This is a genomic window from Nocardia jejuensis NBRC 103114 (genome assembly GCF_001613145.1).
In the GTDB taxonomy this organism is placed as follows: domain Bacteria; phylum Actinomycetota; class Actinomycetes; order Mycobacteriales; family Mycobacteriaceae; genus Nocardia; species Nocardia jejuensis.
Map to the genome: position 1 here is coordinate 31,577 of NZ_BDBU01000048.1, position 24,553 is coordinate 56,129.

At 66.7% G+C, this 24,553-nt stretch carries 21 protein-coding genes; 9 read left to right on the forward strand and 12 right to left on the reverse strand.

Features of this window, described 5'->3' with window-relative positions; genetic code table 11:
* The first annotated feature begins 107 nt into the window (after nt 1–107).
* Entirely contained in the window at nt 108–1,169 is a 1,062-nt protein-coding gene (locus tag NJ1_RS31425; RefSeq protein WP_067701657.1) for an AraC family transcriptional regulator, read from the forward strand.
* Nucleotides 1,170–1,191: 22 nt separating this feature from the next.
* On the opposite strand, the gene NJ1_RS31430 is transcribed toward NJ1_RS31425, so the two are convergent.
* Complete coding sequence (locus NJ1_RS31430) at nt 1,192–2,334, reverse strand: lipase family protein (RefSeq protein WP_067701660.1); 1,143 nt, start codon at nt 2,332–2,334, stop codon at nt 1,192–1,194.
* Between the two features lie 200 nt (nt 2,335–2,534).
* Here NJ1_RS31430 and NJ1_RS31435 point away from each other — a divergent pair, with 200 nt between their 5' ends.
* On the forward strand, nt 2,535–3,083 hold the full coding sequence (locus tag NJ1_RS31435) for an NADPH-dependent FMN reductase (protein WP_067701662.1): 549 nt from the start codon (nt 2,535–2,537) through the stop codon (nt 3,081–3,083).
* A 77-nt stretch (nt 3,084–3,160) separates the two neighbouring features.
* Here NJ1_RS31435 and NJ1_RS31440 read toward each other — a convergent pair whose 3' ends face one another.
* A complete protein-coding gene (locus tag NJ1_RS31440; RefSeq protein WP_067701664.1) occupies nt 3,161–3,967 on the reverse strand; it encodes an SAM-dependent methyltransferase in 807 nt (268 codons plus the stop codon).
* A 131-nt stretch (nt 3,968–4,098) separates the two neighbouring features.
* Between NJ1_RS31440 and NJ1_RS31445 the strand changes: the two genes are divergently transcribed.
* A complete protein-coding gene (locus NJ1_RS31445) occupies nt 4,099–5,472 on the forward strand; it encodes a GGDEF domain-containing protein (protein ID WP_067701666.1) in 1,374 nt (457 codons plus the stop codon).
* 17 nt (nt 5,473–5,489) lie between these two features.
* On the opposite strand, the gene NJ1_RS31450 is transcribed toward NJ1_RS31445, so the two are convergent.
* From NJ1_RS31450 to NJ1_RS31460, 3 genes are all read right to left on the reverse strand, one after another.
* Entirely contained in the window at nt 5,490–6,365 is an 876-nt protein-coding gene (locus tag NJ1_RS31450) for a DUF5995 family protein (protein ID WP_067701668.1), read from the reverse strand.
* 322 nt (nt 6,366–6,687) lie between these two features.
* Entirely contained in the window at nt 6,688–8,547 is a 1,860-nt protein-coding gene (fadD32, locus tag NJ1_RS31455) for a long-chain-fatty-acid--AMP ligase FadD32 (RefSeq protein WP_157574404.1), read from the reverse strand.
* Nucleotides 8,548–8,671: 124 nt separating this feature from the next.
* Nucleotides 8,672–9,916 carry a KasA/KasB family beta-ketoacyl-ACP synthase gene (locus NJ1_RS31460; protein WP_067701673.1) on the reverse strand — a complete coding sequence of 415 codons (1,245 nt, stop codon included), beginning with the start codon at nt 9,914–9,916 and terminating at the stop codon, nt 8,672–8,674.
* Between the two features lie 332 nt (nt 9,917–10,248).
* On the opposite strand from NJ1_RS31460, the gene NJ1_RS31465 reads away from it, so the two are divergent.
* Both NJ1_RS31465 and NJ1_RS31470 read left to right on the forward strand, forming a co-directional pair.
* Nucleotides 10,249–11,241: an acyl-ACP desaturase gene (locus NJ1_RS31465; RefSeq protein ID WP_067701676.1), complete on the forward strand. Its 993-nt coding sequence runs from the start codon at nt 10,249–10,251 to the stop codon at nt 11,239–11,241.
* Nucleotides 11,242–11,379: 138 nt separating this feature from the next.
* Nucleotides 11,380–11,841: a PNPOx family protein gene (locus NJ1_RS31470; protein WP_067701678.1), complete on the forward strand. Its 462-nt coding sequence runs from the start codon at nt 11,380–11,382 to the stop codon at nt 11,839–11,841.
* 613 nt (nt 11,842–12,454) lie between these two features.
* On the opposite strand, the gene NJ1_RS31475 is transcribed toward NJ1_RS31470, so the two are convergent.
* From NJ1_RS31475 to NJ1_RS31490, 4 genes are all read right to left on the reverse strand, one after another.
* On the reverse strand, nt 12,455–13,942 hold the full coding sequence (locus NJ1_RS31475; RefSeq protein WP_067701680.1) for an HNH endonuclease signature motif containing protein: 1,488 nt from the start codon (nt 13,940–13,942) through the stop codon (nt 12,455–12,457).
* Between the two features lie 148 nt (nt 13,943–14,090).
* On the reverse strand, nt 14,091–14,924 hold the full coding sequence (locus NJ1_RS31480) for a DUF72 domain-containing protein (RefSeq protein WP_067701894.1): 834 nt from the start codon (nt 14,922–14,924) through the stop codon (nt 14,091–14,093).
* 10 nt (nt 14,925–14,934) lie between these two features.
* Nucleotides 14,935–16,449: a glycerol kinase GlpK gene (glpK, locus tag NJ1_RS31485; RefSeq protein ID WP_067701682.1), complete on the reverse strand. Its 1,515-nt coding sequence runs from the start codon at nt 16,447–16,449 to the stop codon at nt 14,935–14,937.
* A gap of 22 nt (nt 16,450–16,471) precedes the next feature.
* On the reverse strand, nt 16,472–17,236 hold the full coding sequence (locus tag NJ1_RS31490) for an IclR family transcriptional regulator (protein WP_067701684.1): 765 nt from the start codon (nt 17,234–17,236) through the stop codon (nt 16,472–16,474).
* 150 nt (nt 17,237–17,386) lie between these two features.
* On the opposite strand from NJ1_RS31490, the gene glpK (NJ1_RS31495) reads away from it, so the two are divergent.
* Both glpK (NJ1_RS31495) and glpD read left to right on the forward strand, forming a co-directional pair.
* Entirely contained in the window at nt 17,387–18,907 is a 1,521-nt protein-coding gene (gene glpK, locus NJ1_RS31495; protein ID WP_067701686.1) for a glycerol kinase GlpK, read from the forward strand.
* A gap of 67 nt (nt 18,908–18,974) precedes the next feature.
* The gene (gene glpD, locus NJ1_RS31500; protein ID WP_067701897.1) at nt 18,975–20,657 is read left to right on the forward strand and encodes a glycerol-3-phosphate dehydrogenase; all 1,683 of its coding nucleotides are present in this window, start codon (nt 18,975–18,977) and stop codon (nt 20,655–20,657) included.
* Between the two features lie 219 nt (nt 20,658–20,876).
* Here the strand turns inward: glpD and NJ1_RS31505 are convergent, their stop codons facing one another.
* The gene (locus tag NJ1_RS31505) at nt 20,877–21,098 is read right to left on the reverse strand and encodes a hypothetical protein (RefSeq protein WP_157574392.1); all 222 of its coding nucleotides are present in this window, start codon (nt 21,096–21,098) and stop codon (nt 20,877–20,879) included.
* Nucleotides 21,099–21,288: 190 nt separating this feature from the next.
* Between NJ1_RS31505 and NJ1_RS31510 the strand changes: the two genes are divergently transcribed.
* A complete protein-coding gene (locus NJ1_RS31510) occupies nt 21,289–22,119 on the forward strand; it encodes an MIP/aquaporin family protein (protein ID WP_067701690.1) in 831 nt (276 codons plus the stop codon).
* A gap of 169 nt (nt 22,120–22,288) precedes the next feature.
* Entirely contained in the window at nt 22,289–23,713 is a 1,425-nt protein-coding gene (locus tag NJ1_RS31515) for a WGR domain-containing protein (RefSeq protein WP_067701691.1), read from the forward strand.
* Nucleotides 23,714–23,758: 45 nt separating this feature from the next.
* Here NJ1_RS31515 and NJ1_RS31520 read toward each other — a convergent pair whose 3' ends face one another.
* Nucleotides 23,759–24,259, reverse strand: a complete 501-nt coding sequence (locus NJ1_RS31520; RefSeq protein WP_067701694.1) for a PaaI family thioesterase — start codon at nt 24,257–24,259, stop codon at nt 23,759–23,761.
* A 65-nt stretch (nt 24,260–24,324) separates the two neighbouring features.
* On the reverse strand, nt 24,325–24,546 hold the full coding sequence (locus tag NJ1_RS31525) for a hypothetical protein (RefSeq protein WP_067701697.1): 222 nt from the start codon (nt 24,544–24,546) through the stop codon (nt 24,325–24,327).
* Nucleotides 24,547–24,553 lie beyond the last annotated feature (7 nt).

Consider the following 24,553-nt stretch of genomic DNA (forward strand, 5'->3'; position numbering starts at 1 on the left):
GCTACGACCTGCGGTTCCGCGGCCATGAATGAGCGACGGCCAGATAATCGACAGTTTCGGCCATACTGTGGCAATGAAAGCACGGTGGCGATGAAAGCCCCGCCCGCATGAGCACCGTCGAGGAGCCGGACGTCCGGACCTGGAACTTCCCGCGCGGTACCGCCAGCGTGGCGGTGATGACCGAATTCGCGGCCGAGCACGGCGTGGCGGCGCGGCGCGTTCTCGAGGGCACCGGGCTGTGCGCGGAACAGCTCACCGATCCGGATGCGCAGATTCCGGCGGAGACCGAACTGGCCGTGGTGCGGAATCTGGTTCGCCTCGTCACCGATGTCCCGGCCCTCGGCGTGCAGGTCGGTCGCCGATACCGGATCAGCACGTTCGGCATCTTCGGCTACGCGTGCGTCACCAGTCCGACACTGCGCGAAGCTGTTTCGCTGGCGCTGCGCTACTACCGGCTCGGGTTCGCCTTCTGCACACCGATAGTCGAGTCGCGCCCGCGCGAGGTGGTCACCTGGATCCAGCACGACACCATTCCCGCGGACGTCCGCCAGTTCCTGGTCGAACGCGACGTGGTCGCGATGCACCGGGTGATGAGCGATCTGCTCGGCTCACGCGTGAACCTGACCCGTGCGGAGTTCGCTTATCCCGCAACCGATCAGGGCGAGCACATGCGGTCGCTGTTCGGCGTCCGGGCACGCTTCGACTCGGCCCTCACCATGTTCGCCATCGACCCGGACATCCTGGCTCAGCCGCTCCCCCGGGCCGATCAGCCCACGTGGACGGTCTGCGTGGGCCAGTGCCGCGACCTTCTGCATCGCCGCAGCGCCCGCACCGGCATCGCCGCGGAGGTCCGGGATCGTCTGCTTCCCCGCACCACCGCAACGGGTTTCGCGGCACCGCCCACCTTCGAAACCGTCGCCCGGGACCTCAATCTCAGTGCCCGAACCCTGCGCAGGCACCTGGACGCCGCGGGCACCAGCTATCGCGCACTACTGGACGAGGTCCGCCGCACCCTGGCCGAGGAAATGCTCACCGCCACACCGCTGTCCGTGGACGACATAGCGATCCGGCTCGGGTACGCCGAAGCCACGCCGTTCATTCACGCCTTCAAACGGTGGACCGGCACCACCCCGGCCGCGTACCGACGAAATCAGCTGCGGCCCAGGTGAATTACCGTCGTCGAGTGAACCCTCAGGCTCCGCGCCGCAGGGTGATCTCGCGGCTCTCCGCGATCCGCTCGGCCAGGAAGCGCATGGCGGGACCGGCGAAGGACAGCGCGCCGGTGATGTGCTCGCGACCCTTCATCGAGTGCATGGTCACGTCGACGCCGAGCGCCGTCCAGTCCTGTGCCAGCTTCACGGCCTGCGGGTACGGGATGATCTGTTCGGCGGTGCCGCCCGCGACCAGCACCGGAGCGGCCGGCGCGATGCCGCCGAGCCGGTTCTCCAGCAGACGCGCCTTCACCTCCGGCACCTCGAACGGCGGTGTGCTGCAGTAGGTCGAGACCTGCTTGGGCACGAATGCTCCGAGGCCGATGCCCACCAGCGCCGCGAACCCGGCGTGCGTCCGCCGGAACACCGCGGCCAGCGCCCGCCCCTGCGGCTTGAGGTACTGCAGCACATCCAGTTCCGGGTATGCGGCGTCCAATCCGATCACGCCGTAGAACAGCAGGAAGGCGTACGGGCTGCCGTCCAGGAAGTTGATCATGTCGCTCAGATCCGACGGCGCGGAACCGACCACGCCGCCCGCGATCTCCAGGTCCGGTGCGTAGCTGGGCTGCAACTGCAGCGCCCAGCCTGCCGCGCAGCCACCCTCGGAGTACCCGTAGATCCCCAGCGGCCCGTGCGGATCCAGCCCCGCACCGCTCAGACGCCGAGCCGCCCGCATGCTGTCCAGGACGGCCGGGCCGAGCGAGCGGCCCATGACGTACGGATGAGTCCCCGGATTACCGAGTCCCGGATAGTCGGTGATGGCCAGGGCCCAGCCGCGTCGCAGCGCCGAGGCGATGAACAGCGACTCGTACTCCACGCCGAAGCGCAGCTGCCACGATGCCGCGGCGACCTTGTCGGCCAGGCCCTGGGTGCCGACGGCGTAGCCGATCAGGGGCCGCGAACCCGGGCCCCGCCACGGTTCGCGCGGCACCAGCACGGTGCCGGTCACCTGGGTGGGTTCGCCGTTCGCCAGCGTGGAGACATAGCTGATCCGCCAGGCGCGAGCCGGATGCCGCAGGCCGGGCAGCAGGCGAGCCGTCATGGGCTCCGCCGACAGAATCCGACCGGGTGTGTCTCCGGCACCGACCGCCGCCTCGTCGAAGCGGTTGGTGTTCGCAGTCATCGTTGCCTGCCCTTCTCGCACAAACCTTGCTCTATGTAACTGTCGCGCAATCGAATCCGGGCGGTGACAACTGTCCGGGACAGCACTCCTGCAAGCCACGATACCTAAAATGCGTAGAGTGGACAGCCCTTGTTCCAACCCCTCCCACACGGTGGGACGGATCATCGTGAAATAGCCCCGCACCCAGGTACGTTGCCGATGTGGTGAGCACTCCCCTGCATGTCCTGCTGATCTCGGGCAGCACCCGCGCCAGCTCGACCAACACCTCCGCCCTGCGCACCGTGGCCGCCACCGCGCCGGACGGCGTCGAGGCGAGCCTGTACGACGGCCTGCTGGACCTGCCGCCGTTCGTTCCCGGCGATCAGCCCGACCCGGCCGCGGTCGAGTCCCTGCACACGCGGATCGCCGCCGCCGATGCCGTGCTGTTCTGCACGCCCGAGTACGCCGGGATGATTCCGGGCAGCCTCAAGAACCTGCTGGAATGGACGGTCGGCACCGGCGACCTCAACGAGAAGCCGGTCGCCTGGATCAATGTCGCGTACGAGGGCCGGGGCGACGCCGCCGTCGCCACCCTGCGCACGGTGCTGGGCTACGTCGGCGCGGAGGTCGTCGACTCCGCGAGCTCTCGAATCACCGTGATGCAACCCATGATCGGCGAAGACGGTACGGTCGCGGACCCGGAGGTCCGCGACCGGCTGACGGCGGCGCTCACGGCGCTCGCCGACCATGTGCGCCACGGAAAATACTGAGCTGGATCACCGCGGCCGGATCACCCGCGGCCGGATCACCCGCGCCGACCGAAACCCAGCGCGCCGCCTAACCCTTGCTACCCCTTGCGCGCGACTCCGCCGTATGCGCCCGAGTGCTCCGGATGGTCACCGACGTCCTCGGCGTTCTCGGGCCGCCACAGCGGCAACTGCACCAGTCCCGGTTCCACCAGCGTCCAGTCCGCGAAATACGCCGCGATCTCGTCCTTGCTACGCAGCGAGATCTCGGTCGAGGTTCGGCCCGAAAGCTTCTGTGCCTCAAGTACTTCCGCGGGCTGACCGTCGGCGGTGGCATGGGTGATGGCCACATAGCTGCCTGGCGCGCACACCTCGAGCAGTCGCGCCACGCCCGCGCCCGGGTCGGCCTCGTCCGGCACGAAATGCAGTACCCCGAGCAGCAATACCGCGATCGGGCGCTCGAAGTCGAGCAGCCGCGCCACCGCGGGATCGGCCAGAATCGTTGCGGGATCGGCCACGTCGGCGTGCACGATCGCGGTGTTCGGGACGCCGTCCAGGATCGCCTGGCTGTGCGCCACGGCGACCGGGTCGATGTCCACGTAGACGACCTTCGCCTCGGGATTGCGCGCCTGGGCGACCTCGTGCACGTTGCCGACGGTGGGGATGCCCGACCCGAGATCCAGGAACTGGTCGATGCCCTCGTCGGAGAGGAAACGTACGCAGCGGCGCAACAGATCTCGGTTGGCGCGCATGGTCTCCGCGACGTTGGGCGTGAACTTCTCGATCATGTGCGCCAATTCGCGATCGATCTCGAAGTTGTGCATGCCGCCGACGAAGTAGTCGTACACACGCGAGGCGCTGGGTCGGTCCAAATCGATGCCCTCGGGAGCCCAACTCGGTCTGGTCATCGGTCCCACAACCCCTCTCGAAACCGCACGCGCGGTTCGTTCTCAATCGTGAAGCGCCGCAATGATATCCCACTGTTCGCCAGGAGGTCGGGGTTCGCGACCACCGACCGGTCGGGCTACCATCGACCCTCATGGCGTCGGATCCCGGGGGTGGGCCGGAGCAGGGCGGCCCGCACGCCGAAGTGGCCGAGGAGTGGACAGCGCCGGCCGAGGGCTGGAAAGCGCTGGCGCAGGAGTGGACTACCGCGATCGACAGCGGAGCCCGCGACCATGTGGTGCCCATGAGCCGAGCCGAAGCCCACGCACTGCTCAGCCGCCTGGCCCGCGCGTTCGACGCGCTCGCTCGCGGCGCCGGATCCGGCGAGCGCGCAGCGGAATTCGGGGCGGAACTGGCCACCTCGCACTTCGTCGGGAATCAGGTTCTGGGGCGCAGCATCGCGGTCCTCGACGCCTATTTCGGCGGCCTGTCCGCCGTGTCCACCGCGCGGTCCGCGGAGCTGCTCGGAGCGTTCACGACCGGGTACGTTCGGGCCTTCCGGCGATGGTTGCTGGCCGAGCAGGAGAGCGTGCGGGTGGCCGATATCGCCGCCCGGCTGCGCGTGCAGGAGCAGTTGCGCGACAGCGAGGCCCGGTTCCGCGCGGTGTTCGCCCAGGCCGGAATCGGCACCGGACTATCCGATATGACCGGCCGAATCATCGAGGTCAACGCCGCTTTCGCGAACATGCTCGGCTACAGCCCCGCCGAGATGACCGCACTGGACGTCACCGATCTCAGCCATCCCGACGACGATCCCACCATGTGGCCGCTCTACGCGGCGGTCCTGCGCGGCGACGTCGACAATGTCCATCTGGAGAAGGCCTATCCGCACCGGGACGGCCGGACGGTGTGGACCAAGATCAACGTCTCGCTCATCCGGGACGATCAGGGGCTACCGCAGTACACGCTCATCCTGGTCGAGGACATCTCCGAGCAGCGGGCACTGAGCGAGCGATTGCACTATCGGGCACACCACGATCAGCTCACCGGGCTGGCCAATCGCTCCCGATTCTTCGATGCCCTCACCGCCGCGTTCGACGCGGCCGATGCCCGAATCGGGCTCTGCTACGTCGATCTCGACCGTTTCAAGGCGGTCAACGACACCTTCGGACACGCCGTCGGCGACGAACTCCTGACCCAGGCGGCCACCCGATTGAGCGGCTGCGCCACCGGTCCCGGACACCTGGTGGCGCGCATGGGCGGCGACGAATTCGTCATCCTGGTGCCGGACTCCCACGACACCGTGGACCGGATCGCCCGCGAGGTCCGCCGCGCCTTCGAAAAGCCCTTCGACGTCAACGGGCATTTACTCACCGTCACCGCCAGCGTAGGCATGGCCGAGGAGTACGCCGCCCACACCACCGCCGACGACCTGCTCCAGGCCGCCGACTACAGCATGTACTGGGCCAAGGCATCCGGCGGCCGCGCCCACATCATCGCGCCCACCCCCAACGACACAGCAAGCTGAGCAACGGCCGCCTCGTCTCAGAGTGCGTGCAGCTGTGCCAGTACGTCGAATGCCACGTCCGCCGCGCCGAACAGCGCCGCGATTTCCGCCGCCGTGGCGTCGTGCAGGGCCGGATCCTGCAGTGCCAGGCCGTTTCCGAAGATCAGCACGTTCGCGCCGAGGTCGGCGAGCACGAGCAGGGGCTTGGTGGCTACGCCCTTGCCCACCAGGAGGTCCAGGCCCTCGCCGACGAAGTAGAACCGCCACAGCGGCCCCAGATCCGCGTTGTAGACCTGCTCGGTCCGATCGATGATCACATCGCCCGCGCCCGCGATGGCCGCCACGATCTTGAAGTAATCCGGCGCGTCCTCCGGTGTGCTGTGCACGGCCGCAACCGAATACGGCAGATCCACCGCCAGGTGCGCGCCGTAGCCGACCATCGCGGCCCGCGCGCCCGACACCTCGCACTGCGCCGCGAGCGCGAAGTACCGCGCCCAGTGCGCCTCGACCACGCCGCCGGTGAAGGCCGCGTGCAGATTGTTCAGGTACCGGCTCAGCAGTTCGAGGCTGATCGAGTGCGCGTACTCACGGTCCTGGAACGCGCCCGGATCACGCTGCAGCGGCATCACCGCGACCTCCTCGACCCCGTCCAGGCCGATGCCGAACAGCGCCCGGCGATCGCGGTGCGACACCAGGATCCGGGTGATCTCCTGATTGCGGGTCACCGCCGTCTCCAGCCGCTGCAGCGAGTCTCCGGCGAGATCACCGGTATCGGACAGCTCCCCGATTCGCGCTAGCTCGTCGCCCGAGAGCGGCGTACCGCACACCGCCGCGGGCACACCCCCGGGCGCAGCGCCCGGCTCCGCCACCGCGGCGGGCGCCGCACCGGACACCGCCACCACAGCAGCACTCATCGCGACCAGTAGCCCGCCTCGGGCAGAAATCCACACGGCCGCAGAGCATACAGACCGGTCTGGCTATACACCGTCCAAGCGATGGCAAGGCGTCAGGGCGCCGCCGAGTAGACGGCGACGCCCTGCGCTGGATGCAGCTGTGGCTGGATGCAGCTGTGCCGACATCAACCCAGACAGTTCAACTCCGGTGAATCTTCGACGCCAGCCGACAACTCAGAACCGGCGACTCACCCAATACGTCAGCGGATCACTCAGCGTGGCTGGATCACCCAGCGCCGCTCCATCCCTCAGCGCCGGACTACGCCCGGCGCCCGCACATCTATCACTCGACCTGATCGGGGAAAGCCGTCTGGCGGTGACCACCGCGCAGCCTTCCCTCGACATACGCCGCCTTGCAGGCCCGCCGCGCGATCTTTCCGCTGGAGGTGCGGGGAATCGATCCGGCCGGCACCAGCAGCAGATCCCGCACCGTCACTCCGTGCCGCTTGGCGATGGCCGCGCGCACCGTTTCGGTGATCGGTTCCGGATCCAATTTGGCTGCGCCCGTGCCGCGTTCGGCCACTATCACCAATTGTTCGGCGGCGTCGTCGGACTCGGGCTGCGGCATCTGGTTCGCCGACACCGAGAAGGCGGCGACGAATCCCGGGCGCAGCGCGGTGCTGGACTCCTGGGCGGAGTACTCCAGATCCTGCGGGTAGTGATTGCGACCGTCCACGATCACCAGATCCTTGACGCGGCCGGTGATGTAGAGCTCGCCGTCCAGGTACGCGCCGAAATCGCCGGTGCGCATCCACAGTGCGTCCGCGGTGGTGCCCTCGGCGTGACTGCCGTGGGGCTGCCGCGTGGCGAGCCGGTTCTGGAAGGTGGCCACGGTTTCCTCGGGGCGTCCCCAGTAACCGATGCCCATGTTCTGCCCGGACAGCCAGATCTCGCCGACCTCGCCGTCGGACTTCTCCGCGGCGGTCTCGGGATCCACGATGACCGCCCACTGCGACAGCGCGACATAGCCGCAGGACACCTGTGCCACAGCATCTTCCGCGTGCTGGTCCACCTCGGTCATGCGTCCGGCGTTGAGCTGCCCGCGGTCCACGTAGACAGTGCGGGCCTCGTCGTCGCGACGGGTCGCGGACACGAACAGGGTGGCCTCGGCCATCCCGTAGCAGGGCTTGATCGCGGTCTTGGGCATGCCGTAGGGAGCGAACGCGTCGTTGAACTTCGTCATCGAGGTCACCGAGACCGGCTCGCTGCCGTTGATGAGCCCGATGACATTGGACAGATCGAGCTCCTCCCCCGGCTTGGGCAGCCCACGGGCCGCCGCATGCTCGAAGGCGAAATTCGGTGCGGCCGCGAAGATCTCGGCCCCGTCCTCCTGCGCGGCAAGCTCCTTGATCCACCGGTACGGCCGGCGCACGAAGGCGCTGGGCGACATGATGGTGATGAACTTGCCGCCGATGGTCGGGAGAATGACCGTCAGCAGGCCCATGTCGTGGAACAGCGGCAACCAGGTGACGCCGCGCGCCTTCTCGGTGATGCCGATGGCGCGGATCATCTGCAGCAGGTTGGTACCCACGGCCCGGTGGGTGATCTCCACGCCCGCGGGAGTGCGGGTGGATCCGGACGTGTACTGCAGGTACGCGACGCTGTCGATGTGGATGTCCGGGGGCACCCAGCTCTGCCCCACGTTGTCCGGAATCGCCTCCACGGCAATGATTCGCGGGCGCTGCTGCGCAGGCAGGTGCTTGAAGATGGCCCGCACTCCGGCGGCGGCCGAGCCGACCGTCAGGATGGCGGCGGGCGCGCAGTCCTCGAGCACCGCGTACAGCCGATCCGAATGGCCTTGCTCATCCGGATCGAACAGCGGCACAGCGATATTGCCGGCATACACCGCCGCGAACATCGACACGATGTAGTCCAAGCCCTGCGGAGCCAGAATCGCGACGCGGTCGCCCGGCTGCGTGACCTGCTGCAACCGGGCGGCCACGGCGCGCAGCCGGACTCCGAACTCGTTCCAGGTGAGCTCGAAATACTCGCCGTCGCGTTCACGTGAATAGTCGATGTAGCGGTAGGCGAGCTCGTCCCCGTTGGCCGCACTGTGCTTGTCGACGAAGTCGATCAAGGTCTGGTTGCGGGGGATCCTGATGTTGCCGTGCTCGTCCAGATAGTCATCGAAAGTCTCGCCGATCATTCCCTATCCTTTTTCAACTCACAGAAATGACTGTGCAGTGACACCGAACAAGAATCGACACCGAAGGCCCGGGAGTAGCTGGGGCTGAGGAACACTAGCAGGTGCCGGGATTCGGAGTCACTCAGTACCGGCCGAACGCCAAAGCGACGTTGTGCCCGCCGAAGCCGAACGAGTTGTTCAGCGCGTAGTCGTAGGTGCCCGGCCGGGCTTGGCCTTTGACCACGTCGAGGTCGATTTCAGGGTCCTGATTGTCCAAATTCAGCGTGGGCGGAATGATTCCGTCACGCACGGTGAGCACGGTGATCACGGATTCGAGCGCACCGACAGCGCCGATGGAATGCCCCAAAGCGGACTTCGGCGCATAGACTGCCGCATGATTGCCGACGGCCAGATAGATGGCGTTCGCTTCGGCCGTGTCGCCGATCGGCGTGGCGGTCGCATGTGCATTGATGTGCGACACATCGGATTTGGAAATCCCAGCGTGTTCCATGGCGCGTCCCATGGCGCGCGCCGCGCCCGAGCCCTCCGGGTCCGGGGCGACGAGGTGGAAACCGTCGGATGTGATGCCCGCGCCCATGATTCGAGCGTGAATGGTCGCGCCGCGCGCCTTCGCGTGCTCCTCGGTTTCGATGATCATGAGCGCACCCGCCTCGCCGAAGACGAAGCCGTCGCGATCACGGTCGAACGGACGCGAGGCCGCCTTGGGATCGTGATTGCGAGTGCTCATGGCGCGCATCATGGAGAAGCCCGCGATGGGCAGCGCCTGGATCGAGCCTTCCACGCCGCCGGTGATGACCATGTCGGCATCACCCATGACCACCATGCGCCAGGCGTTCGCGATCGCCTCCGAACCAGACGAACAGGCCGAAACGGGCGTGGTCACACCGGCTTTCGCGCCGAACTCGACACTCACCACCGCTGCCGGGCCATTCGGCATGATCGCCTGGATCGTCAACGGCGAGACCTTGCGGTAGCCGCCGTTCTTGAGCTTGCTGTGCGCGTCGATGAGGATCTCCGCACCGCCCAGGCCGGTGCCGATGGCCACGCCGAGCCGCTCCCCGTCCACCTCCGGACTTCCGGCGTTGCGCCAGGCCTCCCGGCCGAGCACCAGCGCCATCTGCTCGACGTAGGACAGGCGACGGCATTCGGCACGGGTGAGCTGATCAGCGGGGGAAACCTTGAGGTGGCCGCCGATTCGAACCGGGAGTCCGAAGTCGTCCAGGAAGCTGTCCTCCAGGACGTCGATTCCGCTCTCGCCGTTGAGCAGTCCCTTCCAGGTCGAATCCACGTCGCCGGCGATCGAGGTGGTGGCTGCAAGCGAGGTGACTACAACATCGGGAAATTTCCTACGAATGGGCTTCTGCATTGTTCATCTCCGTAGCAATGCTCCGGCGAACCAGGTATCGGATCGCGTTGGCTGTCAAGGACTGAGCTGCGCACTAGCGAGAGCACCCGGCCGAAAGACACAACGGCGGGGGTGAAGCCAATCTCCGGCGAACTGAGCTAGATTATCCGAGGCAAAGCCGACCAGGCTCCTCGAGCGACACGCAGGCTCCCCCGGATCTGCTCCGGCGGTCCCCTTCGCCATGGCGGCCATCGCCTGAAATTCCGTTCTTCCACTGTCGGCGGTCGGTCGGCAGGTATAGATCTCCACCATCATTCCGCAGCGTCCAGTGTTTTCGAGGGAGGCACACGACCGTGGCCAGGAATCTGACGCAGCTCGAGTTGCTCATCGAGCTGGAGCCGATTGCCGAAGCGAACGTGAACAGGCATCTATCCATGGCCAAACCCTGGAATCCACACGACTACGTGCCGTGGGATGAGGGTCGCAACTTCGCAGCTATGGATGGCATCGACTGGGATCCCGGGCAGTCGCGTCTCAACGAGGTCGCCAAGGCGGCCATGATCACCAATCTGCTGACCGAGGACAATCTTCCCAGTTATCACCGGGAGATCGCCGAGAACTTTTCCCAGGATGGGGCCTGGGGCACCTGGGTCGGGCGTTGGACCGCCGAGGAGAACCGGCACGGCATCGTGTTGCGGGACTACCTCGTGGTGACCCGCGGTGTGGATCCGGTGGCGCTCGAGCAGGCTCGCATGATCCATATGACCAATGGCTACAGCGCGGTCGATCTGGTGCGAGAACGCGCGGCTACCACCGATATTCGCGCGGACGGCGGTTTCATGTTCTCCGTCGCGTATGTGACTTTTCAGGAACTGGCGACACGCGTTTCGCATCGCAATACGGGCAAAGTGTGCAATGACCCCATAGCGGATCGCATGCTGCAGCGCATCGCCGCCGACGAGAACCTGCACATGATCTTCTACCGGAATATCTGTGCCGCGGCACTGGATGTCGCTCCGGATCAGGCGATGGAAGCCATCACCCACATCATCAAGGGCTTCCAAATGCCCGGTGCCGGAATGCCCGACTTCCGGCGCAATGGAGTGATCATGGCCAAGCACGGAATCTACGATCTGCGCCAACATCTCGAAGAGGTCGTGATGCCGGTGCTCAAGAAGTGGAATATCTTCGAGCGCACCGACTTCGGCCCCTATGGCGAGGAACTCCGCAACGATCTCGGCGAATTCCTGGAGAACCTCCGCAAGGACGTGATTCGCTTCGAGGAACAGCGCGACCGCTCCCTGGCACGTGATGCCGCGCGTCGCGAAAAGCAACTGATCAGCTGACCGACCCGTATCGTCGCGCCGCACCGGAATTCGTTCCGGTGCGGCGTTTTTCATGGTTTTCCCTGATGCCCGGTCGGACTCCGCGGCGTACCGTCACGAACGAACACGCACGTGGAGCATCGACTTCCGGGGGATCACATGACCACGACCGCCACACCGCCCACCGTTCCCAGCTATGTGAACTGGATCGTCAAGCGACTCTTGCGATCACCGTTCCATCGGATTATGAGCCGCAACACCATGGAGCTGACCTTCACCGGCCGCAAGAGCGGCAAGCAGTACACGGCGGTGGTGCGGTACGTGCGCTCCGAGAACGCCATCACCTGCTACACCGACAGCAAGTGGTGGATCAATCTGCAGGGCGGCGCGCCCGTGGAGATGCTCATCGGGCGGCGGGTGGTCTTCGGGACCGCCACGGTCATCAAGGATCCCGAGAGCGTGGCTGAGAGCCTCGCCGGGTTCCTGGCTGCCACCCCGGGTGACTCCAAGTACTACGGGGTTCGGCGGACTCCCGAGGGGCTGCCACAGCGGGATGACATCCACGCGGCCGCCCAGTACACCACTGTGGTGCGGATCGTTCCTGCTGATCGTGTGGTCTGAAACTGGTTGGGCTGTAAACGATTACAAGACAAAGACAAAGATGCCTGGAAGAGAAGGGAAGAAGAGCCTGCGCAACCGGCGGTATCGAGGTCTGCCGGATGTCGGGTGTGGAGGGGGTGCAGGGCACTCATGCCAGCAAGGGCATGCGGGCCAGTAGGGCATGTGGGTGGTGGTGTGGAGTGCTCGAGTGGTGACCACGGCCATCCAACCAGGCCGGGACGAGAGAGGACGGCTCCCGGCTGGGGAGCCCAGGTCGGGTACGGCAGGCGAAATGACCAGCACTGCCATCTTTTCCGCAGCAACACCACAGGGGTGTACGAGTGTTGGTGCGGAACCAGCGTCGGCTCTTGTGCCGTGAGAGAAGTACGTGAGAGCGGCAGGCACCGAGTCTTCCGCTCCGGCGGCGCGCGGTGTCAGCGGCAGTCGCGTGTACGGATCGCTCACTGGCGCAGGATCTTTCATCTCCATGTCCATCTTCCTCTCAGTGCCCGTGCCCGAGTGTGCGTGCGGTGTGGCCTGAAAGCGCTCGGGTGCATGGGCTTGCACCGGGCGAACCAGGACAGCACCGGTCCCCGCAAGGGAGCCGGTGTGCCTGGTGTAGTGGGTGGTGGGTTCAGCTTCGATCGACCGGAGAATCACGGTGATCGAGGAACTCCCGATGACGAGCCCGCTCTCGTCGTTCCCGGGCACGCAGTCGCGCTTGGGCGGCGGCGAGCATCTCCCCGGGATGATGCCGATGATTCACCCTAGGAGTGCGAGTGGGGTCGATATGGATCGGTGCGATCCAGCCCGTGCGGCCGGGGAATTCTGAATTCTTGCCCATCACAATCGTTTTCCAACCACCAGGGCCGTCGTGCACCAACGCGTGGCACGCGTCGCAGGCCAAGGTGAGGTTCTCGATATCGGTGGGTCCGCCCTTGCTGTGTTCGGTGATGTGATGCACCGCAGCCAACGTCGCGGGAGCACTACACCCCGGGCGGGTGCAGCCACGCTCGGCAGCGATCAACACCCTGCGCTGGGCCGGGCTCGCGAGGCGTTCCCCGTGCCCGAGATGCAGGGGCATGCCGGTGTGGTCGAACAAAGCCAGGAACGGCTTGGACCGTTCGGCGAGTTTGAGGGCTTCGGGGATGGACACCGTGCCGCCCGAGGCGGTGGTGGCCACTCCGGCAGCCTCTTCGAGCTCCGCGAGGGTCATGGTGACGATCGCTTCCACCGGCAAACCACGATGGGATCCGAGTTTGCCGGGTCCTATTTCCGGGCGCAGGAATGCCAGCAGCGCATCGTGATTGCGTTGCGCGGCGCTGCGGCTATCGCGTTGGGCGGCGGCGTCGAGGATTTCGCGGGTCACGTGCTCGGTGTCAGCGAATGGGCTGTCCGGGTCCTCGGGATTGCACATGCCGGGGCGGGCCAGTTTCGCCAGGACCGGTTCCAGCAGCGCCCGCAACGCGGGGGTGATCTCGCCTTTCAGCAAGGACATCCCGTCGAGGCGTTGGTCGCACAACACGATCCCCCGCATACGGGCGCGGTCGGTGTCGTCGGTGAGTGTCCCGTCGGGGTCCAGGTGCGCGGACAGGGAATTGCCGATCCGGGGCAAGTCATCAGGAGACCCACACCGCGCGTGCTCGGCCATGACTTGTTCGGCGGCGTCGCGGTCTGCACGCGAGATGGCGTGCGGGAGTCGGTGCATGATCGTGCCGATCGTGCGGGCGTGCTCGGGCGAGATTTCCCCGGCGGCTTGGGCTTTCGCGGTATAGGCCAGCAAAGGTTCGAGGTCTTGTCCGGTGATGTCGTGCCAGATCCCGAACTGCTGAGCGGCTTTCATGCGCCCGAACGCTTCCCGGTGCGAGAGCCGCAGTGCTTGTTCCAGGAACCGCACTACGTCGCGCACGCCTGCGCGTTGCGGGATGGACCGTTCCACGACCTCGACCACCAGTCGGTGCTCCAACGCAGCGAGGCGTCGTTTGCTGGTTTCCACCGAGCGCATCAGTTCAGTGACTCCGTCATCGGTCAACGGCGCGAGGTTCGCATCGAGCAGGGTGTCGACTGCGGTGGCCAGCTCGGCCCCCGCAGTGTCTCCGATCCCTGTCTCGTTCGAACGCATGTGCTAATTCTACCGCGTGAGATCACCGAATGGAACAGAAAACCCTATCTGAACTGCACGTATTCAGACAATCTAGTTGTTCGCAATCACCCCGCTCATCCACAGGCCGATCGAGCTGTCCATCCCGCACCGCACCCGGCAAGCCGGATCAGAACAATGTCATCGGATCGGTGGGGATCGGATCCGGGAGCGGATCGAGCTCGGTTATCCGGGCCCTCACGTCGTCGTGGAAGCGACGGGCGAGAGTTCGGGCGCGGGCATTGTCGGGCGTATGGATGAACATCGTCGGCGAGCGGCCCTCGATGAGCCAGTCGGCGACGACCTTCACCCAGGGCTGCCAGCCCGCGACGGTTGTCGCGAGGTCGTCGCGGCCGTGGTAGCGGACTATCGGGTATTCGGTGAGGGCGCGGGTGCGGCGGGGGGCTCGGGGCTTCTTGGCGTAGGCCTCTTGCTCGGCGGGGCTGACGGGTGGGGTGGCGAAGAGGGTGGTGGTGTCGAAGGGAATCCACTCGGCGCCGGCGGCCTGCAGGATCGATTCGAGTTGGGTTATGGCTCTGGCGTTTTGGAAGAAGGCGGGGTGACGCACCTCGACGGCTGCGCGGTAGTGGTCCGGCAGGCCCTCGAGCAGGTGGGAGAGGGCCCGGAGGTCGGTGAAGGAGGGTGGGAGTTGGATCCAGAGCGCGTGCAATCGTCGGCCGAGCGGCTCGATGGCATCCAGGAAGGCGTGCATTTCGTCGTCGACGCCGGTGAGGCGGCGCTCGTGGGTGACTGTGCGCGGGAGCTTCATCACGAAGCGGAAGTCCGGATCTGTCTGGCGCGCCCAGGATTCCACGGTTCGGCGCTGCGGCGTGGCGTAGAACGTGGTGTTTCCTTCGACCGCGTTGCACCACGAGGAGTAGGAGCGCAGGCGTTCGGCCGGGGGCAGGGGTTTCTCCTGCCACTCCGGGTGAGTCCACATCGCACATCCCACGTGTAACCGCATGTCTGACACGTTAAGTCAAGCGCTTCTCTGGGCGCAGCCATCCGAAGGTGAGCTCCACGGCCCGTTTCCAGTTGTCGTATTCCTGTTCACGCAGTTCGGGATTCATCGTCGGTAGCCATTGGGCTGCTACTCGCCAGTTGTGGCGCAGGCCTTCGAGATCCGGCCAGTAGCCGACCGCCAGACCGGCGGCATACGCCGCGCCCAGCGACACGGTCTCCGCGACCATCGGGCGCATCACGGGTACGTCCAGCACATCCGCGATGATCTGCATGAGCAGGTTGTCGGAGGTCATCCCGCCTGCCACTCGCAGCGCGGAGGCGTGCAGGCCCGAGTCGGCGTTCATGGCCTCCACCACGTCGCGGGTCTGCCACGCGGTCGCCTCGAGGACCGCTCTGGCTATGTGGCCCTTGGTGACATAGGACGTCAGGCCGATCAGCAGGCCCCGGGCATCGCTGCGCCAGTGCGGCGCGTAGAGCCCGGAGAAGGCCGGGACCAGGTAGCAGCCGCCATTGTCTTCGACTGTGCCCGCGAGGGTTTCGATCTCGGGCGCACTGGCTATCAGGCCGATGTTGTCGCGCAGCCACTGCACCAGCGAGCCGGTCACCGCGATCGGCCCCTCCAGCGCGTACACCGGGTCGGGGCCTACCTGATAACCGATCGTGGTGAGCAGGCCGTGAGTGGAGCGCACCAGCTCGCGGCCGGTGTTCATCAGGAGGAAACCGCCTGTGCCGTAGGTGCATTCGGTCTCACCGGGCGCAAAGCAGGTCTGGCCGAAGAGGGCCGCGTGCTGGTCGCCCAGGGCCGCCGCGATCCGGACGCCGGGCAGCACCCGCCGGGCGGTGCCGAACTCCCCGGTGGAGTGTTCGATGCGCGGGAGCATGGCCTTGGGGATGTCGAACAAGCGCAGCAACTCATCGTCCCAGGCCAGGGTGGCCAGGTTCATCAGCAGGGTGCGGCCCGCGTTCGTCACGTCGGTGACGTGCACGCCGTGGTCCGCGCCGCCGGTCAGATTCCAGATGAGCCAGGTTTCCATGGTCCCGAACAGCACCTCGCCGCGTTCGGCGCGCTGCCGCAGACCGGGCACGTTGTCCAGCAGCCAGCGCAGCCGGGGCGCTGCGAAGTAGGTGGTCAGCGGGAGGCCGCAGAGTTCCCGAATGCGTTCCGCGTCAGCGGATTCCCGCAACTCACTGACCAAGTCCTCGGTGCGCACGTCCTGCCAGACGATGGCCCGGCCGATGGGGGTTCCGGTGCCGCGATCCCAGACCACCGTGGTCTCGCGCTGGTTCGCGATACCGATGGCGGCGACCTGATCGACCGTGATGCCCGAATCCCGCAGTGCGGCAGGCACTGTGCGCTCGACATTGCGCCAGATCTCCAAGGCGTCCTGCTCCACCCAGCCGGGACGCGGATAGTGCTGGCGATGCTCGCGCTGCGATACACCGGCCAGCCGCGCGCGCTGGTCGAACAGGATGCAGCGGGTCGAGGTGGTGCCCTGATCTATCGCCAGCACATACCGTTGGCTCATCCGTGCACGCTTTCACCGAAAGTCATTGTGCGCCTCCGAGATCCCTGGACACTGCCGCGGCGGCGTCGCCCACCTGGCCGAGAAACGCCGGACGGAAGCGCAATTGCCCGTCGCACAGATGCTCGAGCGGACCGGAGATGCCGATCGCGCCGACCACCAGGCCACCGCGGGCGCGAATCGGGGCGGCTATGCCCGCCTCGCCGGATCGGTACTCGCCGATGTCCCCCGCCCAGCCGGTCCGGCGGATCTCGGTCAGCACCCGGCCCAGGGCGGCGTGGTCGACGATCGTGCGATGGGTCAGGGCGGGCAGGTCGCGGTCGCGGACGGCGGCGGACAGTTCCGAGTCGTACGCGAGCAGCACCTTGCCCAGCGCGGTGGCGTGCGCGGGCAGCATCTCACCGACCGCGAGCGCCTGTTCGGAATTGTCGGGGCGGAAGACGTGGTGGATGACCCGCACTCCCCCGTCCGCCGGCGTGGCGATGCGCACCGACTCACCGCTGCGCGCGGCCAGGGTGTCCGCACGATTGATCGCACGTGACCGCAACTCGTTGGCATCGAGGTAGCCCGCACCCAGTTGCCGCATGGCCGAGCCGAGTCCGTACTTGCCGCTCGCCGGATCCTGATCGACGAAGCCCACGCCCTGCAGGGTCCGCAGAATCCCATGTGCGGTGGGCTTGGCCAGCCCCAGCGCACCCGCGATCTCACCGACCGCCATGCGCCCGGATCCGCGGGCGAGCAGACGCAACACGGCCGCCGCGCGCTCGATCGACTGAATCGGACCCGGCATTCCCGTAACCTACCAGCAAACCGTTCGGCATTGTCGAACGCATGCCCTGTCACCGGTGCCGATCGCTCCGTAGCGTCGAGTTCGGGTCCGGCGGCGACCGGTCTCACCAGGGCAAGCGGACTCGATGACGAGAATCCGGAAAGGACCGCGATGACGCAGTACGTCGGAGCCATCGATCAAGGCACGACCTCCACGCGATTCATGGTGTTCGACCACGGCGGCGATGTGATTGCCCGGCATCAGCTCGAACACGAGCAGATCATGCCGAAGGCCGGCTGGGTCGAACACAATCCTGATGAGATCTGGGAACGTACTCGCACAGTCATCAAGACCGCGCTCGCAGTGGCCGATCTCACGGCCGAGGATCTGGCCGCGGTCGGCGTCACGAACCAGCGCGAGACCACCATCGTGTGGGACCGCCGCACCGGACGCCCCTACTACAACGCCATCGTCTGGCAGGACACCCGCACCGATCGGATCATCGCCGATCTGGAGAAGGCCGGGCACACCGAACTCATCCGCAACCGAACGGGATTGCCTCCGGCGCCGTACTTCTCGGGCGGCAAGCTGAAATGGATTCTCGACAATGTGCACGGCGTGCGCGCGGCCGCCGAGCGCGGCGACGCCCTGTTCGGAACCCCGGACAGCTGGCTGATCTGGAATCTCACCGGCGGCGTCCACGGCGGTGTGCACATCACGGACTCCACCAATGCCTCGCGCACCATGCTGATGGACCTCGAAACCCTGGACTGGGACGAGGAATTGCTCGAGGTCTTCGGTGTCCCGCGCGCCATGCTCCCGGCCATCGCCCCCTCGGCCAACCCGGAGGGGTTCGGCACCACCAATCCCGCGGGCCCGTTCAAGGGCTCGGTGACGATCGCGGGCGTGCTCGGCGATCAGCAGGCCGCCACCGTCGGGCAGGTGTGCTTCAAGCCCGGTGAGGCCAAGAACACCTACGGCACAGGGAATTTCCTGATGCTCAATACCGGTACAGAGATTGTGCACTCCAAGCACGGCCTGCTGACCACCGTCGCCTACCAGTTCGGCGACGCCGAGCCGGTGTACGCGCTGGAAGGTTCCATCGCGGTCACCGGGTCGGCCGTGCAGTGGCTGCGCGATCAGCTGGGCATCATCTCCGGCGCCTCGCAGATGGAATCGCTCGCCGGACAGGTCACCGACAACGGCGGGGTGTACTTCGTGCCCGCGTTCTCCGGACTCTTCGCACCGTACTGGCGGCCGGACGCCCGCGGCATCATCATCGGGCTGTCCCGCTACAGCAACAATGCCCACTTGGCCAGGGCCACACTGGAATCCATCTGCTACCAGACCCGCGACGTGGTCGAGGCCATGCAGCGCGATTCCGGCGTGAAACTCGAGACGCTGCGGGTCGACGGCGGCGTCACCGCCAACGAACTGGCCATGCAGATCCAAGCCGACTTCCTGGGCGTCCCGGTCTCGCGGCCGGTCGTGCCCGAAACCACCGCTCTGGGTGCGGCTTACGCGGCCGGGTTGGCGGTCGGGTTCTGGAACAACACCGACGAACTCGTCGCCAACTGGCACGAGGACAAGCGCTGGCAACCCACCTGGAGCGAGGAGCAGCGCGAACGCGGGTACGCCCGCTGGATCAAGGCCGTCTCGCGCACCCTCGACTGGGTCGATCTCGATGACTGAGCATCGGCCGAACCACCTGCCCGGGTCGCCTCAGAAGACTGAAACCACCGCTAGCAAGGAGCATTTCGTGTCCGCACAATTGGATCTCGCCTACCGCACCCGGGCCATCGATTCGCTCGGCGACACCGAGATCGACGTCCTGGTGATCGGTGGCGGAGTCACCGGCGCCGGCGCGGCCCTGGACGCCGCCTCGCGCGGGCTGTCCGTCGCCCTGGTGGAGGCCCGCGACTTCGCGGCCGGGACCTCGAGCCGGTCCTCCAAACTCATCCACGGTGGCCTGCGCTACCTGGAGCAGCTCGACTTCGCGCTGGTGCGTGAGGCTTTGAAGGAGCGCGGGCTGCTGCTGAACAAGCTCGCGCCGCACCTGGTGCACCCGGTCTCGTTCCTGTTCCCGCTGCAGCATCGGGTGTGGGAGCGCGCCTACATCGGCGCGGGCGTCGCCCTGTACGACACCCTCGGCGGAGCGCGCTCGGTGCCCATGCACCGGCACCTGACCCGCACCAGCGCACTGGAATTGGCTCCGGCGCTCAAGGAAGACGCCATGACCGGCGCGATCCGCTACTACGACGCCCAGGTCGACGACGCCCGCCACACCATGATGCTGGCCCGCACCGCCGCCCAGCACGGCGCGACCGTGCTCACCCGCACCAAGGTCACCGGGCTGCTGCGCGACGGCGAACAGGTCGTCGGCGCGAAGGTCACCGACCTGGAAACCGGTCTGGAACACAGCATCCGGGCGCGCACCGTGATCAGCGCGACCGGCGTGTGGACCGATGACATGATCAAGATGACCGGCGTGGAGTACCCCTTCCACGTGCGCATGTCCAAGGGTGTGCACATCATGGTCCCGCGCGACCGGCTGAACATGGACACCGGCTTGATCATGCGGACCGAGAAGTCCGTGCTGTTCGTGATCCCGTGGGCCGAGCACTGGATCATCGGCACCACCGACACCGACTGGTCGCTGGACAAGAACCATCCGACCGCCAGCGCCGCGGACGTGCAGTACATCCTCGATCACGTCAATTCGCTGCTGCGCGAACCGCTCACGCGCGCGGACATCGTCGGCACCTACGCGGGGCTGCGTCCGCTGATGACCGGTGCGTCCAAGCAGACCTCGAAGCTCTCGCGCGAACACGCGGTGGCCGAACCCGCTCCGGGCCTGTTCGTGATCGCGGGCGGCAAGTACACCACCTACCGCGTCATGGCCGGCGATGTGGTGGACGCGGCGGCCGAGCGACTGGGCAGCGATGTAGCTGTGTCGGTCACCGAGAACCTGCCGCTGCTGGGGGCCGTGGGCTATCAGGACATGCTCGCGAACGTGCGGGACGTCGCGGCGCGGGTCGAGTTGCCGGTGGCGACCGTCGAGCATCTGCTGGGCCGCTACGGGTCGCTGAGCGAGAACATCTTCGATCTGATCGCCGCGGTTCCCGCACTGCGCGAACCGCTTCCGGGTGCCCCGGACTACCTCGCCGCCGAGGCCGTGTACGCCGCCACGCACGAGGGTGCGCTGCACCTGGACGACGTGCTGACCCGCCGGACCCGCATCTCCATCGAGGTGCCCGATCGCGGTTTGAAGGCCGCTCCGGAGATCGCGCGGCTGATCGCCCCGCATCTGGGCTGGGACGACGAGCGCACCAATGACGAGATCAACCGGTACTACGACCGGGTGCACGCGGAATTGGCCGCCAACGAGGCGTTCGACGACGAGGCGGCCAACGCGGCGCGCCTGATCGCCGCCAAGGTCTGACCACCGACGGCGACCGATTCACCGACGGCGACCGGTTCACCGGCGATTCGGCGCCGGTGATAGCTCGGCACGGTGGCTGACTGGTCAGCGTCGGTGTCCGGGCGACGCCGGTGTCCGATTGTCTCCGAGTTCCGATCACTCATACACACGAAAAGCGCTGCGCCGGAAAGAGTTCCGGCGCAGCGCTCGGTCGTGTCCGCGATCTGGCGGCGGTGCCGATCAGGCAGCGGTGTTGTAGTAGCAGGTGGTGCAGTACCAGCCGGTCTTGGAGTCGCTGCAGCCGCCGATGTGGATGGGTAGGTCCGGATAACGCTGCTGACACGTGGCCACGCAGGCGTCGAGTGTTCCGGTGCACGAGACCGGATCGGCGTGGGCGGCGGACGGTACGGCGAAGGCCATGAGCAGGCCCGCCAGGACCGCCGCGAGGCGAACGGCATTCATCGCGAATCCTTTCACACCAGCGTTTTCCAGGGTGTCCGCTGGATTTCCGAAGGCGATCCGAACTACCGAAATGAACGGTCGGGAATATCGTACGCGCGATTAGCGGGATAATTGCTGTATTGCGTAAGAAACCGTAAGGTCGGGATCAGTGTGGCCGCGACCGCGGTCAGCGCGAATCGGAGGGTCCTCCATGAACTTCGGCTCGATCTTCGTCAGCGAGGCGTTCGGCACCGGGATCCTGATCCTGCTGGGCGCGGGTGTGGTCGCCAATGTGTTGCTGGGAAAGTCCAAGGGGTATGACGGCGGGTGGTTGCTGATCACCTTCGGATGGGGTCTCGGCGTATTCGCGGGCGTCTACGTCGCCTATAAGACCGGCGGGCATCTGAACCCGGCGGTCACCATCGGGAATCTGTTCGCCGACGCCGATGAATACGCGCCGGGGATTCCGGTGACTGCCGCGAATACCCTCGCGTATCTCTCCGGACAGCTGACCGGGGCGTTCCTGGGCGCGTGCGCGGCCTACCTGGTCTACAAGCGGCACTTCGACGAGGAACCCGACGAGGGCAAGAAGCTGGGCGTGTTCGCGACGGGACCGGCGATCCGCTCGTACCGGTGGAACTTCGTCACCGAGGTGATCGCCACCTTCGCGCTGGTGTACGTGATCCTGGCGTTCGGGCACACGCCGAGCGGACTGGGTCCGCTGGCGGCGGCGCTGGTGGTGGTCGGGATCGGCGCATCGCTGGGCGGACCCACCGGGTACGCGATCAATCCGGCCCGGGATCTCGGGCCGCGGATCGCGTACGCGCTGCTGCCCACCCGGCATGCCGCGGACGTGGCGCCCGAACGCATTCCGGCGGATATGGGCGCGGGGCGCTCGGGACAACGCGCCACCGAGGAGAACCCGGGGGCGCCGCTGGCCACCACGAAGAAGGACGCGGATTGGGCCTACGCCTGGGTGCCGGTGCTGGGTCCGCTGGTCGGCGGCGCGCTCGCGGGACTGGTCGCGCAGGTGCTGCTGTAGCCGCACGCCCGTCCCCACTCCGGTCTCACGACCCCGGCCGCACGCGGCCGGGTTTTTTCTGCCCGGACCTGGGCCGCGGCGGGGATCCCGCCGGCTCGAGCAGCGAATGTCGGTGCGAGTTGCTAGCTTTCGCGGCGTATCGAGTTGAGCCAAGCATGGAGCGGGACGTATGAGCGGCGGGGTCACCACCTATCTGGAACTGTCGGAAGACAGCGGGTCGGCACACAAGTTCTACGAGGTCATCGTCACCGGGACCCAGGTGTCCATTCGGTACGGGCGGATCGGGGACTCCGGACAGGCGAAGGTGAGTTCCTTTGCCACCGAGGCGAAAGCGCAGGCCGCGGCGGCCAAGAAGATCGGCGAGAAGGTGCGCAAGGGCTACGCGCCCGCCGTGATGGGCGCGCGGGCGAGCCGCTCGGTGACGCGACGCGCCATCGTGAGCCAGCGCTCCACCGCGAAATCCGCTCCGGTGCTGTGGAGCTTCGACTCGGGCGCGGCCGCGTTCGGCGTCTTCGTGGACGAGAACCGCTGCTGGGTCGGCAACGAGAACGGCGATGTGTTCACGCTGACTCCCGGCGGCGAGGTGACCGGACGATTCCGGTTGCCCGACGGCGTGAAATGCATTGTGGCCGACGATTTCTGGATCTATGCCGGATGCGATGACGGCCGGGTGTACGACCTGTCAGGAAAGGTGCCGCGCGCCGCCTACGACATCGCCACCAATGTGGACATCTACTGGCTCGACATCCACGACGGCACGCTCGGCGTCTCGGACTGCGAGGGCGGGCTCACCGTCATCGACCACGAGGAGGAGTCGCTGTGGACGCGCCGCAGCAGCGGGAACTCCGGCTGGATGGTGCGCATCGACGACAGCGGTGTGTACCACGGACATTCGAACGGCGTCACCAAGTACGACCTCACCACCGGCAACAACCAGTGGCAGGTGCGCACCGGAGGCGGGGTGCTGTTCGGCTGGCAGGAGTCCGACGCCGTGTACGCGGGCACCAGCCACAACCAGGTGCGCATGGTGTCCAAGGACGGGCAGGCCGATCGCGCGTACCAGTGCGACGCGGCCGTATTCTCCTGCGCCACTTCACCCGACGGGCGCTACGTGTTCGCCGGGGACAACTACTCCTCGGTGTACTGCTTCGACTCCGCGGGGACCCGAGTCTGGAAGCTGGGCACCGGTTGCGGGTCGGCGTACTCCATGCAGTACCACGACGAGAAGCTGTACCTGGTCACCACCAATGGCACGCTGGCCTGCCTGGACGTGAGCGAGAGCGCCATTCACGACGCCGAGCAGGGGGTGCTGCCGCAGACGATGTCGGTGAAGGCTCCGCAGATGTCGGCCGTGATCCCCAGCACCACAGTGGAATCGGTGGCCGAGGCCGGTGACGGGATCGTGGTGGAGTGTGTGCAGGACGGGGTGAACCTGCGCGTGCACGTGGTGACGCCGGGGTACCAGTCCGGATGGAACGTGCAGTTCCCGCGCGATATCCGGCAGGCGGGGATGCGGTACGTGGTGGACTCGGTGTCCGAGTCGGCGCGGGGCGGTTTCTATCGGGTGCGGGGCGATATCCGCCGACTCGGGTGATCCGGGCGGTCCGATCACGCCCGGATCAGGTCGCCGCCGGGCGAATTATGCTCCGACGCTGGAGAGTTCGCCCGGGGTCGCGCCGTAGCGCTGGAAGTGCGCGGCGGTGACCTCCACGAAAATGGCTCGGCCGGTGGCGATCACGGTGTCGCCGTCGGTCAGCACGGTGTCGATGAAGAGTTTGCGACCCTCCCGGCCGCTGAGCACCGAAGTGACGATCAGTTCTCGGTGCAGCTGCGCGGGCGAGGCGAAATTGACATCCAGGTTCACCGTGACGGCGGGCAGTTGCAGGGGCATCAGGACCGAGCCGGAGGCCTCGTCCAGGGCCGCCGCGACGATGCCGCCGTGCGCGACGCCCGGCGCGCCCTGATGACGCTCGTCCATGGTGAAGGTGCCGACCACGGTGTCACCACGCCGCTCGAAGGCGATCCGCGGCGACGCGGGATTCGAGGGACCGCAGCCGAAACAGTTCGCGTGATGCGGCGGGAACGGCCCCTCGGCCAGCAGGTCGCCGAGCGGCAGCGATGACGCGATGCGATCTTCCATGCCAAAAAGTTAACCCAGATTCACCTGATTGACCAGGTGGGGCCAGGAAGGCCGGGCCGGATCGCTCAGCGTGCGCCCACCACCGGTGCGAACGGCGCGTAGTCGCGTACATGCCCCTCGGCCCAATCCCAGAGGGACATCGGATCGACCGCCACCCCGCGCTGCAGCAGGAGACGCCAGCCGTAGCCCTGCTTCTCCCACATGTCACCATCGCGATCGACGTACAGTCCGTCTCTCGCGGGTTCGACTCCGGCGTCGCCGTATCCCCGAGGGAAATTCTGAACCATGCCAACC

What these genes read in the sequence shown, in the direction of transcription:
- NJ1_RS31425 (WP_067701657.1), top strand. Translation starts at nt 108, where the DNA reads ATGAGCACCGTCGAGGAGCCGGACGTCCGGACCTGGAACTTCCCGCGC.
- NJ1_RS31430 (WP_067701660.1), bottom strand. Translation starts at nt 2,334, where the DNA reads ATGACTGCGAACACCAACCGCTTCGACGAGGCGGCGGTCGGTGCCGGA.
- NJ1_RS31440 (WP_067701664.1), bottom strand. Translation starts at nt 3,967, where the DNA reads ATGACCAGACCGAGTTGGGCTCCCGAGGGCATCGATTTGGACCGACCC.
- NJ1_RS31445 (WP_067701666.1), top strand. Translation starts at nt 4,099, where the DNA reads ATGGCGTCGGATCCCGGGGGTGGGCCGGAGCAGGGCGGCCCGCACGCC.
- NJ1_RS31450 (WP_067701668.1), bottom strand. Translation starts at nt 6,365, where the DNA reads ATGAGTGCTGCTGTGGTGGCGGTGTCCGGTGCGGCGCCCGCCGCGGTG.
- NJ1_RS31460 (WP_067701673.1), bottom strand. Translation starts at nt 9,916, where the DNA reads ATGCAGAAGCCCATTCGTAGGAAATTTCCCGATGTTGTAGTCACCTCG.
- NJ1_RS31470 (WP_067701678.1), top strand. Translation starts at nt 11,380, where the DNA reads ATGACCACGACCGCCACACCGCCCACCGTTCCCAGCTATGTGAACTGG.
- NJ1_RS31475 (WP_067701680.1), bottom strand. Translation starts at nt 13,942, where the DNA reads ATGCGTTCGAACGAGACAGGGATCGGAGACACTGCGGGGGCCGAGCTG.
- NJ1_RS31480 (WP_067701894.1), bottom strand. Translation starts at nt 14,924, where the DNA reads ATGCGGTTACACGTGGGATGTGCGATGTGGACTCACCCGGAGTGGCAG.
- glpK (WP_067701682.1), bottom strand. Translation starts at nt 16,449, where the DNA reads ATGAGCCAACGGTATGTGCTGGCGATAGATCAGGGCACCACCTCGACC.
- NJ1_RS31490 (WP_067701684.1), bottom strand. Translation starts at nt 17,236, where the DNA reads ATGCCGGGTCCGATTCAGTCGATCGAGCGCGCGGCGGCCGTGTTGCGT.
- glpK (WP_067701686.1), top strand. Translation starts at nt 17,387, where the DNA reads ATGACGCAGTACGTCGGAGCCATCGATCAAGGCACGACCTCCACGCGA.
- NJ1_RS31505 (WP_157574392.1), bottom strand. Translation starts at nt 21,098, where the DNA reads ATGAATGCCGTTCGCCTCGCGGCGGTCCTGGCGGGCCTGCTCATGGCC.
- NJ1_RS31510 (WP_067701690.1), top strand. Translation starts at nt 21,289, where the DNA reads ATGAACTTCGGCTCGATCTTCGTCAGCGAGGCGTTCGGCACCGGGATC.
- NJ1_RS31515 (WP_067701691.1), top strand. Translation starts at nt 22,289, where the DNA reads ATGAGCGGCGGGGTCACCACCTATCTGGAACTGTCGGAAGACAGCGGG.
- NJ1_RS31520 (WP_067701694.1), bottom strand. Translation starts at nt 24,259, where the DNA reads ATGGAAGATCGCATCGCGTCATCGCTGCCGCTCGGCGACCTGCTGGCC.
- NJ1_RS31525 (WP_067701697.1), bottom strand. Translation starts at nt 24,546, where the DNA reads ATGGTTCAGAATTTCCCTCGGGGATACGGCGACGCCGGAGTCGAACCC.